We start from the raw sequence: 15,943 nt of genomic DNA on the forward strand, positions 1-15,943 counted from the left end.
GGTGTTATCCCTTCACTGCGCCCGCGGTCAGGCCCGCGGCCATCTTGCGCTGGACGAGGAGGAACAGGACGACGATCGGCACGGCCATCATCGTGGCTCCGGCCATCATCGGGGCGTATTCGGTGCCGTGTTTGGTGGTGAAGTTGCCGAGCCACACGGTCGCGGTCTGATGCTCCTGGCTGAGCAGCATCAGGGCGTAGAGGTACTCGTTCCAGGCCTGGATGAAGCCGTAGACGGAGGTGGCGACCAGGCCGGGGGCCAGCAGCGGGAAGACGACGCGGAGGAAGGCGCCGGTGCGGGAGCAGCCGTCGACCATGGCAGCCTCCTCCAGCTCCCTGGGGATGTTGACGATGAAGCCGCGCAGCGTCCACACCGTGAAGGGGAGGATGAACGTCAGGTACGTGATGACGAGGCCGGTCAGCCTGTCGTACTGGCCGAGGTCGTTGAGCAGCAGGAAGACCGGGATGATCATGGCGACCAGCGGGACCATCTGCACGGCCAGGATGCCCACGATCACGATCTTGCGGCCGCGGAAGACGAAGCGGGAGATGGCGAGCGCGGCCAGCGTGCCGACGACCACGCCGATCACGACGACCGTCAGGGACACGGTCAGACTGCGGCCGACCGGGCCCCAGAAGTCGGCGATGTCCAGCGCCCGGCGGAAGTTGGCGAGCGTGATGCCGGTCGGCAGCAGGCTGGGTTCCGGGTCGATGGCGTCCTTGGCCGGCTTGAACGCCGTGTCGAGCATCCAGTAGAGGGGGAAACCGGCGACGACGAAGACGAGGAGGCCGAGGATGTTCCAGCCGAGCCTCGGCCTTCGGCGGCCGGAAGGGGCGAGGGCGCTCATTCGACCTCTCCGATCTTCAGCATCTGGCGCATGTAGACGGCGACCACGCCGAGCAGCAGCACCACGGTGATCAGTGCGATCGCCGCCCCCTGCGCGTAGTCGTTGACGACGAAGGCGCGGTCGTAGGAATAGGTGTTGAGGACCTGGAACTCCGCCTCGGGGTGACCGCCCCGCATCACGAACACCTGCGGGAAGACACCCATGTCCCAGATCACCGACAGGGTCGTGAGCATCACGATGACCGGCCTCAGGACCGGCAGGGTGACATAGCGGAAGACACCCCACGAACCGGCGCCGTCCAGTCGCGCCGCCTCCTGGAGCTCCTTCGGCACCTGGGTCAGGCCCGCGCTGAGCGTGATGACGACGAAGGGCACCGCACCCCACACCACCAGCAGCATGATCACGGCCAGTCCCTGCGGCCCGGACGCGAACCAGTTGTGGCCGATCATCTCGACCCCGGGCAGCTTGCTCAGCAGCGCGTTGAAGACGCCGTAGTCCGAGTCGAAGAGCCACTTGAAGACGGTGGTGGCCACGATGACGGGCATGCCCCAGCTGGCCACCAGCACGATGTTGATCAGCGTCCTGAGCCAGCCGGACACCCGCTGGAGCAGCAGCGCGAGCGCCATGCCGGCGACCATCGTGAAGATCACGGAGCCGGCGGCGAAGACGACCGTGCGCAGGACGACGGCCCAGAACCCGCCGTCGCCGAGCACCTGGGAGAAGTTGTCGAACCCGACCGACTCGGCCGGCTGGAACCCCCACAGCTGGGACTGGCCGAACTTCTGGAAGGAGAGCGTGACCAGGCGGACCAGCGGATAGCCCATCACCAGGGCGAGGATCAGCAGACAGGGCGCGAGCAGCAGCCAGGGGGCCGCGGCCCCGCCCGGCGTCCGCTTTCTGCGCGGCCGGTCCGGGACGGCGGGTGGCGGCGCCGGCCGCGGCGGCGGCACCTTGGCGGGGGTGGTCGTGTCTGCGGCACTCATCGCGCGCTCCTCAGCGGTCCCTCGGGTCGAACGGGACGCAGGGCCCCGGCCCCGGGCACCCCCGGGGCCACAGGGCCCTGCGCTCAGGTCACTTGGTGTTGATGACCTTGTCGATCGCGGCGTCCGCGTTCTTCGCGGCGGCCTCGACGGACTTCTTGCCGGTGCCGATGTCCTGGAGCATGGTCTGGAGGATCTGCGCCTTCTCGACCTGGCCCCAGCCCGGTGCCATGGGGACGAACCAGTTGGACTCGGCCGCGGTGGCGGGGACCGCCGTCGCCGGGTCGTTCTTCAGCGTCGCGAGGTCCGTCTTGTTGTTGGGCAGGTTGCCCTTGGCGATCAGGCCCTTCTGGCCCTCGGAGCCGGTGAACGCGTTGATCCACTCGGCGGCCAGCGCCTGCGCGTTCGACCTGACCGGGACGGCGAGGTCCGAACCGCCCAGGAACACCGGGATGTTCTTGCCCGACGGGCCCGGCATCACGAAGTTCTCGAGGTTGTTCTTGAGCTTGCCGGTCTTGTCGTTCTTCGGGTCGGCCGCGGTCGCGCCCTCCCAGGCGGCGGCGAAGATCATGGCGGACTTGCCCTGGCCGTAGACGATGTACCGGTCGGACTCGTCCTTGGTCTTGTCGCCGTGCATATACGTGTCGACGACGTGCTTGAACTCGGTGAGGCCCTTGACGGACTCGGGCGAGGAGAGGTTGGCCTTCCACTGGCCGCCCTCCTCCTTGGCGATGGAGCCGCCCGCGTCGTAGACGAAGGACATGGCCGCGTACCAGTCGCGTGTCGGCTGGTACCAGGCGCTGAACTTGCCGCCCTCCTTCTTCTGGATCTTGTCCAGGTCGGCGGCCAGCTCCTTGTACGTCTTCGGGGGCGTCTTGATGCCGGCGGAAGCGGCGATGTCCTTGCGCCAGTTGGCGACCCGGCCGCCGGCGTAGTAGGGCACGCCGAACGTCTTGCCCTCGTAGGTGACGGAGGTCTTGAGGCCGTCCAGCCACTGGCCGGAGTTGTCGAACTTGGCCGGGTCGACCTGGGCGAAGGCGCCCTTGACCATGTAGCCGAGCATCTCGCTGTTGCCCATCTCGACCACGTCGGGCACCTTGTCGGTGGCGAGGACCGCGTCGAGCTTGGTGTTCTTGTCCGGCCAGCCGTAGTACTCGTGCTTGATCTTGAGGCCGGGGTGCTTCTTGGTCACGGCGTCGTCGGCCGCCTTCACCAGCGCGGGCCAGTTGTTCTGGGCGTCGACCGTCAGCCAGACGGTGAGTTCCTTGGCGTCCGCCCCCTTGTCCGAGCTCCCGGACTTGCTGCCGCTGTCCCCGCACGCCGCGATGGAGACCATCATGCCCGCGACTGCGATCGCGGCTGTCAGCTTGCGCTTCACGCCATCCTCCTCAGGGATGCCACCAACCCCCCTTGTCCCCGCGGCGACCGATGACGAGTACCGCCCGTGGGGCCGGGACCTGGACCAATGGTGTAGACCAGTACGGGGAGCTTGGCCCAGACCAATAGGAGTGTCAAGGGAGTTCGGCACGGTCCGGACGTCCGTTATGGGACCTACATATGCAAGGACCTTTAAGTAGGAACCCAGCGAAAAGGCCAGGCCAGCGAGGGGCCGTCCGACTGGACCACTTCGGGGCGGTGGACTAGACCAGCAGGGGTGCCGACGGTATACAGAGGGGACCCCCGGCCGCGTGACGGGGATCGCGGACCGCGCGGGGGCATCCCCCCCGCGAAGCCGTGCCACGATGTGAGCCGTGACCGACGGAGTGCCGGTCACTTCGGCATCCGGAGCCGGGAAGGCAGACCATGAGCACCGACGTCAGCAGTGCGGAGAGCGAGGGCGGGGCGACCGTCCGCACCGCGCGCGTGCCCAAGTACTACCGTCTGAAGAAGCATCTGCTGGACATGACGGAGACGCTCCCGCCCGGAACGCCGGTGCCGCCCGAGCGCACGCTGGCGGCGGAGTTCGACACCTCGCGCACGACCGTGCGACAGGCGCTTCAGGAGCTGGTCGTCGAGGGCCGGCTCGAGCGCATCCAGGGCAAGGGCACCTTCGTCGCCAAGCCGAAGGTCTCCCAGGCGCTGCAGCTCACCTCGTACACGGAGGACATGCGCGCCCAGGGCCTCGAACCGACCTCGCAGCTGCTGGACATCGGCTACATCACGGCCGACGACACCCTCGCCGGGCTGCTCGACATCTCGGCGGGCGGCCGGGTGCTGCGCATCGAGCGGCTGCGGCTGGCCAGCGGCGAGCCCATGGCGATCGAGACGACGCATCTGTCCGCCAAGCGTTTCCCGGCGCTGCGCCGCTCGCTGGTCAAGTACACCTCGCTCTACACGGCGCTGGCGGAGGTCTACGACGTCCACCTCGCGGAGGCCGAGGAGACCATCGAGACCTCGCTGGCCACCCCGCGTGAGGCGGGCCTGCTCGGCACGGATGTCGGCCTGCCGATGCTGATGCTCTCCCGGCACTCGCTGGACCGGCAGGGCAAGCCGGTGGAGTGGGTGCGGTCGGTGTACCGAGGGGACCGGTACAAGTTCGTGGCACGGCTCAAGCGGCCCCAGGAGTGAGCCGGCCACCGGGATTTCCTCGCTGCTGAGGCCGATATCCGAACGAGGTCTTCCGCCTCCTGGATGCCGTCACCTAGATTGCCTGCGCATTACACAGGTGAACAGTGAGGGAACGGAGCCAGCAGATGTCAGATCAGTCGGATGTGACAAGAGCGGCGATGGTGACGCCTGTGCGCGTCATCATCGCCCTCTGCCTCGTAGCACCCTTCGTCGCGATGCTGTGGGTCGGCTCCTACGCCAAGACCGATCCGGCGTTCGTCGGGATCCCTTTCTTCTACTGGTACCAGATGCTGTGGGTGCTGATCTCCACCGCGCTGACCATGGTGGCGTACCAGCTGTGGCGGCGTGACCAGCGCGCCCGCGCCGGCCGCGAGGGGGGTGCGTCGCAGTGAAGGACGGAGTGAACGGCGTCGCTCTCGGCGTCTTCGTGTTCTTCTTCCTGGCCGTCACCGTGCTGGGCTTCCTCGCGGCGCGCTGGCGCAAGGCCGAGAACGAGCACAGCCTCGACGAATGGGGGCTCGGCGGACGGTCGTTCGGCACCTGGATCACCTGGTTCCTGCTCGGCGGGGACCTGTACACGGCGTACACCTTCGTGGCCGTACCGGCCGCGATCTACGCGGCCGGCGCGGCAGGCTTCTTCGCGGTGCCCTACACGATCCTCGTCTACCCGTTGATCTTCACCTTCCTGCCCCGGCTGTGGTCGGTCTCGCACCGGCACGGATACGTCACGACCTCGGACTTCGTGCGCGGCCGCTTCGGCTCCAAGGGGTTGTCGCTGGCGGTGGCGGTCACCGGCATCCTGGCGACGATGCCGTACATCGCGCTCCAGCTGGTGGGCATCCAGGCGGTGCTGGACGTGATGGGCGTGGGCGGCGGCGGGGACACCAACTGGTTCGTGAAGGACCTGCCGCTGCTGATCGCCTTCGGTGTGCTGGCCGCGTACACGTACTCGTCGGGTCTGCGGGCCCCCGCGCTGATCGCGTTCGTGAAGGACGCCCTGATCTACATCGTCATCGCGGTGGCGATCATCTACATCCCGATCAAACTGGGCGGCTTCGACGACATCTTCGCCAAGGCGGGCCATGCGTTCGCGCAGACGAACCCGGTGACGGGGAAGCCGCGCGGCGCCCTCGCACCTCCGGAGGCCGGCCAGTGGACGTACGCCACGCTCGCGCTGGGCTCCGCGCTCGCCCTGTTCATGTACCCGCACTCGATCACGGCGACGCTGTCCTCGCGCAGCCGTGAGGTGATCCGCCGCAACGCCACGATCCTGCCGCTGTATTCGCTGATGCTGGGTCTGCTGGCGCTGCTGGGCTTCATGGCGATCGCGGCGGGCGTGAAGGTGCAGAACGGGCAGCTGGCCATCCCGCAGCTGTTCGAGGACATGTTCCCGGACTGGTTCGCGGGCGTGGCGTTCGCGGCGATCGGCATCGGGGCGCTGGTCCCGGCGGCGATCATGTCCATCGCGGCCGCCAACCTCTTCACCCGCAACATCTACAAGGACTTCATCAAGCCGGACGCCACGCCGAAGGAGGAGACCCGGGTCTCCAAGATCGTGTCGCTGCTGGTGAAGGTGGGCGCCCTGGTCTTCGTCCTGACGATGGACAAGACGGTCGCCATCAACTTCCAGCTGCTCGGCGGCATCTGGATCCTGCAGACCTTCCCGGCGCTGGTCGGCGGGCTGTTCACCCGCTGGTTCCACCGCTGGGCGCTGCTCGCGGGCTGGGCGGTCGGCATGGTCTACGGCACGCTCGCCGCGTACGGTGTCGCGTCCCCGACACAAGCGCACTTCGGGGGCTCGGCGAAGGAGATCCCGGGCATCGGCGAGATCGGCTACATCGGTCTGACGGCGTTCGTGCTGAACGTCCTCGTCACGGTCGTCGGGACCTTCGTCCTGAAGGCCGTGAAGGCCCCCGAGGGCATCGACGAGACCAGGCCGGACGACTACACGGCGGACGCGGGCGACCCCGGGGTGCAGGTGGAACTTCCCCCGGCCACGGCGGGTACGGCCCACTAGGGTCTTTCGTTTGGATCAGGCCGGATCAGAAAGCGGGGTCTGGTGCCGTGCATCGCAAGGGCGAAGGAGGGCGTCATGGCGGAGCCATGGCAACCGACGACAACGCGGCGAGGCGCGGTGCCAGACCCCGCGAGCCCGGCGTGATCCAAACGAGAGGCCCTAGGGGCCGCGGACCGGGCGGGCCGTCGGAGCGATCCGGCGGCCCGTTGCCGTACCCGTGGGGCACACTCGGCCCCATGGACATCACCATCCGGCAGGCAGTGCCCGCGGACCACGCGGCCCTCGGCGAGATCACCGCCCGGGCCTACCTCCAGGACGGGCTGCTGGACTTCGGGGAGAGCGACGCCTACCTCGGCGAGCTGCGCGACGTGGCCAAGCGGGCAGCCGCCGCGGAGGTGCTGGTCGCCGTGGAGGGCGAGAGGGTTCTCGGCGGGGTCACCTTCGTCCCGGCGGGCGGGCCCATGGCCGATATCGCCGGTCCCGGCGAGGCCGAGATACGGATGCTCGCCGTCGACCAGGCAGCCCGGGGCCGCGGCGCGGGCGAGTCGCTCGTACGCGCCTGCATCGACCGGGCACGCGCCACCGGGGGCTGCACCGGCATCGTCCTGTCCACCCAGCGCACCATGCACACCGCCCACCGCATCTACGAGCGCCTCGGTTTCGTTCGCACACCCGAGCGGGACTGGAATCCACTCCCGCACCTGGACGACCTCAGCCTCCTGGCCTACGAGTTGACGCTCTGAAACCGCAGCAACACAACATCTGGGGGTGACACCAGGACCCGGCACTAGATGTATGCTCATCCTCGCTGTCGCCACAGGGGAATCCGGTGCGAATCCGGAACTGTCCCGCAACGGTGTACTTGCGTGCATCCGCACGCCAGTTCAGTCCGAGGACCTGCCGGCAGCGCGCCCGGCCGTCCGGTCCGGGCGCCTTGAGACGTCCGGGCCTCGCGGAGTGGGCCGGGGACGCGACGCCGTGCGCGCTCGTGGCTGCCCCCTGCCCTCCGCAAGGCCCCCGCGCCGAGCGAGGGAGAGCCCCACGTGACCATCGCGCCAGCCGACCCGGCTTCAGTCAGCGACCTGAAGACCGACGGTCCCGGTGCCGCGCTGCTGCGCACCCTGACCGAGCTGACCGCAGACCTCCCCGACACCGACCCCGGCCGGGTCGCCGCCGCCGCGCTGCGCGGTCGCTCCGCACAGGCGGACGAGGCGGAACTGCGGGAGCTGGCCATGGAGGCGGCCGCCGGCCTCATCTCCGAGGACCCCGCCTACTCCAGGCTGGCCGCCCGGCTGCTGACGATCGGGATCCGCGCCGAAGCCGCCTCCCAGGGCGTCACGTCCTTCACCGAGTCCGTCGCCGTCGGGCACCGGGAAGGTCTCATCGCCGACCGGACCGCCGCCTTCGTGCGTCTGCACGCCGGCCGACTCGACGCCCTCGTCGACACGGCCGCCGACGACCGCTTCGGCTACTTCGGGCTGCGTACCCTGCACAGCCGCTACCTCCTGCGGCACCCGATCACCCGCAAGGTCATCGAGACGCCCCAGCACTTCCTGCTGCGCGTCGCCGCCGGCCTCGCCGAGGACGACACGCCCCGTGCGGTGGACGAAGTCGCGGCGCTCTACGGGCTCATGAGCCGCCTCGACTACCTCCCCTCCTCGCCCACCCTCTTCAACTCCGGCACCCGGCACCCCCAGATGTCCTCCTGCTACCTCCTCGACTCCCCGAAGGACGAGCTGGACAGCATCTACGACCGCTACCACCAGGTCGCCCGCCTCTCCAAGCACGCCGGCGGCATCGGGCTGTCGTACTCCCGTGTCCGCTCCCGCGGCTCGCTGATCCGCGGCACCAACGGGCACTCCAACGGCATCGTCCCCTTCCTGAAGACGCTGGACGCCTCGGTCGCCGCCGTGAACCAGGGCGGCCGGCGCAAGGGTGCGGCCGCCGTCTACCTGGAGACCTGGCACTCCGACATCGAGGAGTTCCTGGAGCTGCGCGACAACACCGGCGAGGACGCCCGCCGTACGCACAACCTCAACCTCGCGCACTGGATCCCGGACGAGTTCATGCGCCGGGTCAACGCCGACCAGCCGTGGTCGCTGTTCTCCCCCGCGGATGTGCCGGAGCTCGTCGACCTGTGGGGCGAGGAGTTCGACGCCGCCTACCGCAGGGCGGAGGCGGCGGGGCTGGCGCGGAAGACCCTCCCGGCCCGCGAGCTGTACGGGCGGATGATGCGCACCCTCGCGCAGACCGGCAACGGCTGGATGACCTTCAAGGACGCCGCCAACCGCACCGCCAACCAGACGGCCGAGCCCGGACACGTCATCCACTCCTCCAACCTCTGCACCGAGATCCTGGAGGTCACCGACGACGGCGAGACCGCGGTCTGCAACCTGGGCTCCGTCAACCTCGGCGCGTTCGTCACCGGCTCGGGCATCGACTGGGAGCGGCTGGACGAGACGGTCCGCACCGCCGTCACCTTCCTGGACCGCGTCGTCGACATCAACTTCTACCCGACCGAGCAGGCGGGCCGGTCCAACGCCAGGTGGCGGCCGGTGGGCCTCGGTGCGATGGGTCTTCAGGACGTCTTCTTCAAGCTGCGCATGCCCTTCGACTCGCCGCAGGCCAAGGCCCTGTCCACGCGGATCGCCGAGCGCATCATGCTCGCCGCGTACGAGGCGTCCGCCGGCCTCGCCGAGCGCAACGGCCCGCTGCCGGCCTGGGAGAAGACCCGTACCGCGCGGGGCGTGCTGCATCCCGACCACTACGACGTGGAGCCGGCCTGGCCGGAGCGCTGGGCGGCCCTGCGCGAGCGCGTCGCGGCCGTCGGCCTGCGCAACTCGCTGCTCCTCGCGATCGCGCCGACCGCCACGATCGCCTCCATCGCGGGCGTGTACGAGTGCATCGAACCGCAGGTGTCGAACCTCTTCAAGCGCGAGACGCTGTCGGGCGAGTTCCTCCAGGTCAACTCCTACCTGGTGCGGGACCTGAAGGAACTGGGCGTGTGGGACGCACGCACCCGTGAGGCGCTGCGCGACGCGAACGGCTCGGTGCAGGACTTCGCGTGGATCCCCGAGGACGTCCGGGCGCTGTACCGCACGGCCTGGGAGATCCCGCAGCGCGGTCTGATCGACATGGCCGCCGCCCGCACCCCGTTCCTGGACCAGGCCCAGTCCCTGAACCTGTTCATGGAGACGCCGACCATCGGCAAGCTCTCCTCGATGTACGCGTACGCCTGGAAGCAGGGGCTGAAGACGACGTACTACCTGCGTTCCCGTCCGGCGACGCGGATCGCCCGCGCGGCACAGGCGACCGCCCCCGTGCAGCGGGTGGCCGACCCCGATGCCGTCGCCTGCTCCCTTGAGAACCCCGAGTCCTGCGAGGCCTGCCAGTGATGACCAGCACCACCCGCAACGTCAATCTGCTCGACCCCGGCTTCGAGCTGACTCTCCGCCCGATGCGCTACCCGGACTTCTACGAGCGCTATCGGGACGCCATCAAGAACACCTGGACCGTCGAGGAGGTCGACCTCCACTCAGACGTCGCCGACCTGGCGAAGCTGACGCCGGCCGAGCAGCACCTGATCGGCCGGCTGGTGGCCTTCTTCGCGACGGGTGACTCGATCGTCGCGAACAACCTGGTGCTGACGCTGTACAAGCACATCAACTCGCCGGAGGCGCGGCTCTACCTGAGCCGTCAGCTCTTCGAGGAGGCCGTGCACGTCCAGTTCTATCTGACGCTCCTGGACACCTACCTGCCCGACCCGGACGACCGCGCGGCGGCCTTCGCGGCCGTGGAGAACATCCCCTCCATCCGCGAGAAGGCCGAGTTCTGCTTCCGGTGGATGGACTCGGTGGAGAAGCTGGACCGGCTGGAGAGCCAGGCCGACCGCCGCCGCTTCCTGCTCAACCTGGTCTGCTTCGCCGCGTGCATCGAGGGCCTGTTCTTCTACGGGGCCTTCGCGTACGTCTACTGGTTCCGCAGCCGGGGCCTGCTGCACGGTCTGGCCACCGGCACCAACTGGGTTTTCCGGGACGAGACGATGCACATGTCGTTCGCCTTCGACGTCGTGGACACCGTCCGCAAGGAGGAGCCGGACCTCTTCGACGACGCGTTGCAGCAGCAGGTCACCGACATGCTGAGGGAGGCCGTCGACGCCGAGCTCCAGTTCGCGCGGGACCTGTGCGGGGACGGCCTCCCCGGCATGAACACCGACTCCATGCGGCAGTACCTGGAGTGCGTCGCCGACCAGCGCCTCACGCGCCTCGGCTTCGCCCCGGTGTACGGCTCGGAGAACCCCTTCTCCTTCATGGAGCTCCAGGGCGTTCAGGAACTGACCAACTTCTTCGAGCGGCGTCCGTCGGCGTACCAGGTGGCGGTGGAGGGCACCGTCGACCTGGACGAGGACTTCTGAGTCCGCCGCCTTCGGCCGATGGTCGATCCGGCGCTCGTGGAGAACATCCGCGAGCGCCGGGCCGGCGAGGAGCCGCCTCGGCTGCGGGAGGCGCTGCGCCGGGCCGTCGCGCGGGGCGCCCGGGTGCTCGGCGTCTGTTCCGGCGTCTTCGTGCTGGGAGCGGCCGGGCTGCTGGACGGGCATCGGTGCGCGGCACACCGGCGGCACGCCGACGCCCTCGCACGGCGCTTCTGGCGGGCGGTCGTCGAGCCGGACGTGCTCCACGTCGACGAGGGCCCGCTGACCACCTCCGCGGGCACGGACGCCGGAATCGACGCCCGGGAGATGATCGTCGAGCAGCCGGCAGTCCGCGCGCACATGTCCCCGCGCACCTTCGCCCGCCGTTTCCAGCAGGAGACCGGCACCACTCCCCACCGCCGGATCCTGCGGCGACGGGTCCTGCCGGCCCAGGAGTCGCCGGAACGCACCGACGAGACGACGGACGCGATCGCCGGCCGCGCCGGATTCGGCACGGCGGCGGCGCGCGCCATCGCTGCCCTGGGCACCACACCGGCCGCCTGCCGGCGCACGTTCAGGGGCCCCGAGGCCGCCTGAACGTGCGCCCGTCCGGTCACCGCGGCAGCGCCCGCAGCAGCAGCCGGCGCGGCCGGAGGGTGATGCCGATACGGAGCCTCGGGTCGGACCCGGGCGCCTCCTCGAAGCGGTAGGCGGACGCCAGCTCTGCCGCGATCAATGTGAGTTCGGCCATCGAGAAGTGGTCTCCGGGGCACTTCCGGTTGCCGACGCCGAACGGCGTCATCGCGTACTTCGGGACGTCCTTGGCGCGCTCCGGCTGCCAGCGATGGGGGTCGAACCGCTCGGGCCGCTCGTGGGAGCGCGGGTCGTGCTGGATCGCGTAGGGGCTGTACACGATGTCCGCCCCGGCCGGAATGCGGTACCCGCCGAGCCGGGTGTCGGTCACCGCCCGCCGCGTCAGTATCCATACGGCGGGGCGCACACGCATTGTCTCGAAGACGACATCGGCGGTGTACGTCAGCTTCCGGACGTCCTCGAATACGACCGGCCTGCCACCCGTCACGGTTTTCACCTCGTCGCGGATCCTGTCGGCCTGTTCCGGGTGATCCGTGAGCACCTGGAGAAGCGACATGACCATGGAGCCCACTGTTTCACTGCCGGCCGTGACTATCGCAACGACCTGGTCATGGATCTCCTGTTCCCCAATGGGCTCACCGTTGTGGTCCTTCGCCTCCAGCAAAGCCATCAGCAAATCGTTCGGCTTTTGACCGGATGCCCGGCGGGCGGCGACGATCTCATCGACCAGGAGATGCAAATCGGCCAATGAACGGTTGAATGCGCGATTGGCCGGAAGCGGCAGCCGGTACAGCGGTCCGAGCGGTATCACCATGCGCTGGTACATGCCGCTGAAAAGCGTGGCGAGCGCGGCGCAGATCCGTTCGGCCCGCTCGTCCATGTACGTGCCGCCCATCAGACAGCGGGCGGTTATGCGCACCGCGACACGGAACGACTCCGTCGTGACGTCGATGGCCGCGGCCGACCGCCAGCGCTCCGCGAGCGCGCGCGCCTCCTCCACCATGACCGGCCCGTAGCCGGGGACGGCCTCCCGCCTGAAGGCGGGCTGGATGGCCCGCCGCTGACGCTGGTGCAGCGGCCCGGTGCTGGTGGCGACGCCCTCCTTGCCCAGCAGCTCCTCAAGGGACTCCCACAGCGGGCCGCCTATCTCGAAGTCGGTGCTGAGCGCGAGGGCACCGGCGAGCGCCTGGGTGGTGACCGCGTACACCGTCTTCGGCCCGAGCCTCAGCCGGACCACACCGCCGTCCTGCCGCAGCCCGCCCAGAAAGCCGAGCGGATCGCGGAAGAGCTTCCAGCCATGGCCCAGCAGGGGTACGCCTCCCGCGGCGAGCGGCGGCACACCTGAAGCCGCCGACTCCTCGGGCGCCTTCGAACCGACCGATTCCAGGGTCATTTCTCACCTGCCGCTTCATTGTCGACGTACGGGGGTGTCGAGCGGTCGTCCCAGCTGTCGACCATGTAGCGGCCGGACTCGTGGTGGAACCAGTAAACGGCGCTGAACCAGTTCCGCATGTTTGCGACGATCGCCTTCACGGTGCCGCTCAATTCATTTCCCTGCACGGTGACACCCGCGAGGGATTCGGCGAACCGCAGCGCCTCTTTTTCGGCGGCGAGAAAATCGGATATGCAGCCCTCGACTCGCCGCCGCATTTCTCTGACGGCCTCCTCGAGGGTCATGCCCTCGTGGTGGATGAGACAGATTCCGAGATTGTGGACCTCATCTCCCGCGATTTCCTTGGGGAGGGAACACAGATCGTTGTACCAGGCGGCGAACTCCTGGCTCAGCAGCGCCGCCCGCCGGTATGCGGGGTGTTTCCGCACGGCGTCGGGCAGTTCGCATCCCGCGCTGGGCTCGAGCAGGTCGGTCCAGATCCAGTGTGCGAAGGTGAGCCGCCTCAGCTCCAGGTAGGCGTCGACGGTCGGGACGGTCCCACGGGTGCGGTTGCGGAACTCCCGGTCGTACGCCTCGATCACCGCGTGGAAGTGCCGGGCGAAGCGCACGTTCCACCGCTCGCCGAGGAACGAGTACAGGCGCCCCACGCTGTCCGCGAACCCCGCCACCAAGGGGTCCGGGTGGTGCAGATGGTGCCTGGGTGCGTCCAGAGCCGCATGCAGCCGGAACCTCAGCCGCCGCCAGGCGGCCGGCCGGCGGTGGACGATGTCACGGTCGTGGCGGTCGTCCCAGACGAAGAACCACGCGCTGTAGTCCGCTATCGCCTGAAGGACCTCGTCGGGGGCGCCCAGGTAGTAGCCCGCCATGAGGTCGGTGTAGCACAGTCCGTCGGCATGTTGCTCGACCTTGCCCGCCGGCATGAGCCGCTTTTCGAGCAGCCAGGCACGCGTCTTCTCCTGCAGACTGGGCCAATACGGGTGCAGACGACGGGGAAACGCGGCCTCGATGACCGGCAGAGCGAGCGCCGGTGGTACCGCGACCGCAGTCGTCGTCGGTGAAGTGCTGTGTGGGAAAGCTGGCACGAACAAACCCCTCTCAGCCGCCGGTTGGCGCTGCGCCCCTCCCGCCGTGCCGGGCGCGCGCCGTTGCGTATCCCCGCGCTTTCCATTCAGCACCACAACTGACCGGTCTGGGAACGGATTTGGCTCACCCATCACCGACCGTGCCGAGAATACGCCTTGTGTGACTGAATATGTGTCAGTTCAACTGTGCCCACGATCGAATGTGCGACGCACACATGAACGACGCCTGGTCGGGAGCGGCCAGGCGTCGTCGGTCACGGATCTCAGTCGTTGGCCACCACGGGGTAGCGGGGCTCGTTCTCGGCCATCTGCCGCAGGGCGTCCTTGCGCTCCCGCTTGGACAGCCGGTCGATGTACAGGTAGCCGTACAGATGGTCCGTCTCGTGCTGCAAACACCGGGCGAAGTAGCCGGTCCCGCGCACCTTGACCGGGTTGCCCTTCTCGTCCTGCCCGGTCACCTCGGCGTAGTCGGGCCGGGCGAGCGGCGCGTACGCGGTCGGCACGGACAGGCAGCCTTCGTTGCTGTCGTCGAGGCGGCGCCGGTCGGCGGGCAGTTCGACGAGCCTGGGGTTGCAGACGACGCCGACGTGCCGCACGCCCTCGTCGTCCTGGCAGTCGTAGACGAAGACCTTCAGGTCGACGCCGATCTGGTTGGCGGCCAGGCCCACGCCCTCGGCGGTGCGCTGGCTGGCGAACATGTCCGCGATCAGCTGGTCCAGCTCCGGGCCGAACTCGGTGACGTCCTTGCACTCCTTGTGCAGCACCGGGTTCCCGACCACCGTGATCGGCCGCGAGGTGCCGCGCTCGCGCCAGGCCGTCTCACGCTCCTCGGTGTCCTGGGTGTCGATGACGAAGCCCGCGTCGTCCACGGGGAGCACGCCCGCGTGCTGCTGATCGGTGTCCTGCTGCGCCATGACCGACGTACGCCTTCCTGCAACCATGGGAAAATCCTGCGAGTACAGCCTACGGTGCGTGCCCGGGTGCTTCCCGGGTGATCAGCGGGCCGGGCCCTGGTCAGCAGACCTCTTCCAGATCCCGCCAGTCCCGGGAGTCCGGGCTGTCCGCGACCCAGCCGTCGAGCAGCCCCCGCACCAGCGAGGCGGGGGCCGCGATGCCGCACTCCCGCTCGGGTACCCACAGCTGCCCGTCCGTGCGGTGCCCCAGGGGGCCCGGGTGCCCGGGTTCGCTGTGGTCGTGCGGATCGAGGTGCTCGCCCTCGCCCTCGTCGGACGGCATCCGGGACTCCGAGCACGCGCGGCACAGCAGCCGCACGGACGAGGACCAGTCCTCGGCGGCGAAACCTGCGTCGGCGGCCAGCTGCTCCAGCGCGTCCCGGTCGTCCTCGGTCGCGGCCTCCAGCAGCACGACCCAGGTGGGCACCGGCGAGGGCGCCCACAGCTCGATCTCGTCGAAGACCGGATAGGCGTACCCGGCGGCCGTGGTGCGCTCCCCGTTCGGTACGCCGTCGTGCAGCACGACCTCGCCCCAGCGGCGCCCGGAGGACGGCAGCGGAATGGAGAGCACCTCGATGCGCGCGGGATCCAGCCGGCGCCCCCAGACCACCTCGGCCTCACCCTCCGGTGACAACCGCACGGCGGCGCTGCCCAGCTCCATCCCGGCGGGCTCGGCGGAGACGGTGGAACCGCCCGGCACCCGCAGGCCGTACGCCTGCCAGGCACGGCGGGCCAGCGGCCAGTCCTGGAGGGCGGTGGCGGCGATGCCCACGTTCCACCAGTCCGGCGCGCCGGTCTCCCGGTCGAGCAGGGCCACGGCGCGCAGCCCGGCCGCGCGGGCCTGTTCCCAGTCGTGGCGGAACTTGTGCAGCAGGGCGAGGTTGAACCAGGACTCCGACAGCCACGGCTCCAGGTCCGCGGCACGGGTCAGCAGCGCACCCGCGTCCTCGTACCGGCCGTCGCCGATCAGCGTGAACGCGCGGTCGGTGGCCTGCCGCCAGGAGGCGGAGGGCCGGTGCCGTCCCTTCCCGAAGATCCTCACGATTCCCGCCTGCCAGTCCCTTGCGATTCCCGCCTGCCGGTTCCTGCCGTCCGCGG

General features: G+C 69.2%; 13 protein-coding genes, 1 pseudogene and 1 riboswitch. Of the genes and pseudogenes, 7 read left to right on the plus strand and 7 right to left on the minus strand.

Annotated features, from left to right (window positions below; all coding sequences use genetic code 11):
• Window positions 1–4: 4 nt before the first annotated feature.
• From ABZ876_RS00950 to ABZ876_RS00960, 3 genes are all read right to left on the minus strand, one after another.
• Entirely contained in the window at window positions 5–847 is an 843-nt protein-coding gene (locus tag ABZ876_RS00950) for a carbohydrate ABC transporter permease (protein ID WP_361772394.1), read from the minus strand.
• Complete coding sequence (locus ABZ876_RS00955) at window positions 844–1,830, minus strand: sugar ABC transporter permease (protein ID WP_361772396.1); 987 nt, start codon at window positions 1,828–1,830, stop codon at window positions 844–846. The genes ABZ876_RS00950 and ABZ876_RS00955 overlap by 4 nt, the downstream gene beginning before the upstream one ends.
• An 88-nt stretch (window positions 1,831–1,918) precedes the next feature.
• Window positions 1,919–3,205 (minus strand): sugar ABC transporter substrate-binding protein, encoded by a 1,287-nt coding sequence (locus tag ABZ876_RS00960; protein WP_361772398.1) that lies wholly within the window; start codon window positions 3,203–3,205, stop codon window positions 1,919–1,921.
• Between the two features lie 425 nt (window positions 3,206–3,630).
• Between ABZ876_RS00960 and ABZ876_RS00965 the strand changes: the two genes are divergently transcribed.
• The 7 genes and pseudogenes from ABZ876_RS00965 to ABZ876_RS00995 form a co-directional block, all read left to right on the plus strand.
• Window positions 3,631–4,395 (plus strand): GntR family transcriptional regulator, encoded by a 765-nt coding sequence (locus tag ABZ876_RS00965; protein ID WP_234514221.1) that lies wholly within the window; start codon window positions 3,631–3,633, stop codon window positions 4,393–4,395.
• Between the two features lie 125 nt (window positions 4,396–4,520).
• Entirely contained in the window at window positions 4,521–4,787 is a 267-nt protein-coding gene (locus ABZ876_RS00970) for a DUF3311 domain-containing protein (RefSeq protein WP_361772400.1), read from the plus strand.
• Complete coding sequence (gene mctP / locus ABZ876_RS00975) at window positions 4,784–6,412, plus strand: monocarboxylate uptake permease MctP (RefSeq protein ID WP_361772402.1); 1,629 nt, start codon at window positions 4,784–4,786, stop codon at window positions 6,410–6,412. Before ABZ876_RS00970 ends, mctP begins: the two co-directional genes overlap by 4 nt.
• 236 nt (window positions 6,413–6,648) lie before the next feature.
• Complete coding sequence (locus tag ABZ876_RS00980; protein ID WP_361772404.1) at window positions 6,649–7,155, plus strand: GNAT family N-acetyltransferase; 507 nt, start codon at window positions 6,649–6,651, stop codon at window positions 7,153–7,155.
• A gap of 22 nt (window positions 7,156–7,177) precedes the next feature.
• A riboswitch (cobalamin riboswitch) is annotated at window positions 7,178–7,332 on the plus strand.
• 123 nt (window positions 7,333–7,455) lie between these two features.
• Window positions 7,456–9,807, plus strand: a complete 2,352-nt coding sequence (locus ABZ876_RS00985) for a ribonucleoside-diphosphate reductase subunit alpha (protein ID WP_361772406.1) — start codon at window positions 7,456–7,458, stop codon at window positions 9,805–9,807.
• A complete protein-coding gene (locus ABZ876_RS00990) occupies window positions 9,807–10,826 on the plus strand; it encodes a ribonucleotide-diphosphate reductase subunit beta (RefSeq protein ID WP_361772408.1) in 1,020 nt (339 codons plus the stop codon). The genes ABZ876_RS00985 and ABZ876_RS00990 overlap by 1 nt, the downstream gene beginning before the upstream one ends.
• A gap of 72 nt (window positions 10,827–10,898) precedes the next feature.
• Window positions 10,899–11,420, plus strand: a pseudogene (locus tag ABZ876_RS00995) (helix-turn-helix domain-containing protein); the annotation flags it as partial.
• A gap of 16 nt (window positions 11,421–11,436) precedes the next feature.
• Here ABZ876_RS00995 and ABZ876_RS01000 read toward each other — a convergent pair.
• The 4 genes from ABZ876_RS01000 to ABZ876_RS01015 all read right to left on the minus strand — a co-directional run bounded on the left by ABZ876_RS01000 (window position 11,437) and on the right by ABZ876_RS01015 (window position 15,887).
• Window positions 11,437–12,810, minus strand: coding sequence for a cytochrome P450 (locus ABZ876_RS01000; RefSeq protein ID WP_361772410.1), 1,374 nt, complete (start codon window positions 12,808–12,810; stop codon window positions 11,437–11,439).
• Window positions 12,807–13,892: an epi-isozizaene synthase gene (cyc1, locus tag ABZ876_RS01005; protein ID WP_361772412.1), complete on the minus strand. Its 1,086-nt coding sequence runs from the start codon at window positions 13,890–13,892 to the stop codon at window positions 12,807–12,809. The genes ABZ876_RS01000 and cyc1 overlap by 4 nt, the downstream gene beginning before the upstream one ends.
• A gap of 263 nt (window positions 13,893–14,155) precedes the next feature.
• The gene (def, locus tag ABZ876_RS01010) at window positions 14,156–14,806 is read right to left on the minus strand and encodes a peptide deformylase (RefSeq protein WP_361773854.1); all 651 of its coding nucleotides are present in this window, start codon (window positions 14,804–14,806) and stop codon (window positions 14,156–14,158) included.
• A 100-nt stretch (window positions 14,807–14,906) separates the two neighbouring features.
• A complete protein-coding gene (locus ABZ876_RS01015; protein WP_361772414.1) occupies window positions 14,907–15,887 on the minus strand; it encodes a hypothetical protein in 981 nt (326 codons plus the stop codon).
• Window positions 15,888–15,943 lie beyond the last annotated feature (56 nt).

It is taken from the genome of Streptomyces sp. NPDC046931, assembly GCF_040644655.1.
In the GTDB taxonomy this organism is placed as follows: Bacteria; Actinomycetota; Actinomycetes; order Streptomycetales; family Streptomycetaceae; genus Streptomyces.

Bases quoted from the DNA above. Each gene is read 5' to 3' on its own strand.
- ABZ876_RS00955 (WP_361772396.1), bottom strand. From the start codon at position 1,830: ATGAGTGCCGCAGACACGACCACCCCCGCCAAGGTGCCGCCGCCGCGG.
- ABZ876_RS00970 (WP_361772400.1), top strand. From the start codon at position 4,521: ATGTCAGATCAGTCGGATGTGACAAGAGCGGCGATGGTGACGCCTGTG.
- ABZ876_RS00990 (WP_361772408.1), top strand. From the start codon at position 9,807: ATGACCAGCACCACCCGCAACGTCAATCTGCTCGACCCCGGCTTCGAG.
- ABZ876_RS00950 (WP_361772394.1), bottom strand. From the start codon at position 847: ATGAGCGCCCTCGCCCCTTCCGGCCGCCGAAGGCCGAGGCTCGGCTGG.
- ABZ876_RS01000 (WP_361772410.1), bottom strand. From the start codon at position 12,810: ATGACCCTGGAATCGGTCGGTTCGAAGGCGCCCGAGGAGTCGGCGGCT.
- ABZ876_RS00980 (WP_361772404.1), top strand. From the start codon at position 6,649: ATGGACATCACCATCCGGCAGGCAGTGCCCGCGGACCACGCGGCCCTC.
- ABZ876_RS00965 (WP_234514221.1), top strand. From the start codon at position 3,631: ATGAGCACCGACGTCAGCAGTGCGGAGAGCGAGGGCGGGGCGACCGTC.
- def (WP_361773854.1), bottom strand. From the start codon at position 14,806: ATGGCGCAGCAGGACACCGATCAGCAGCACGCGGGCGTGCTCCCCGTG.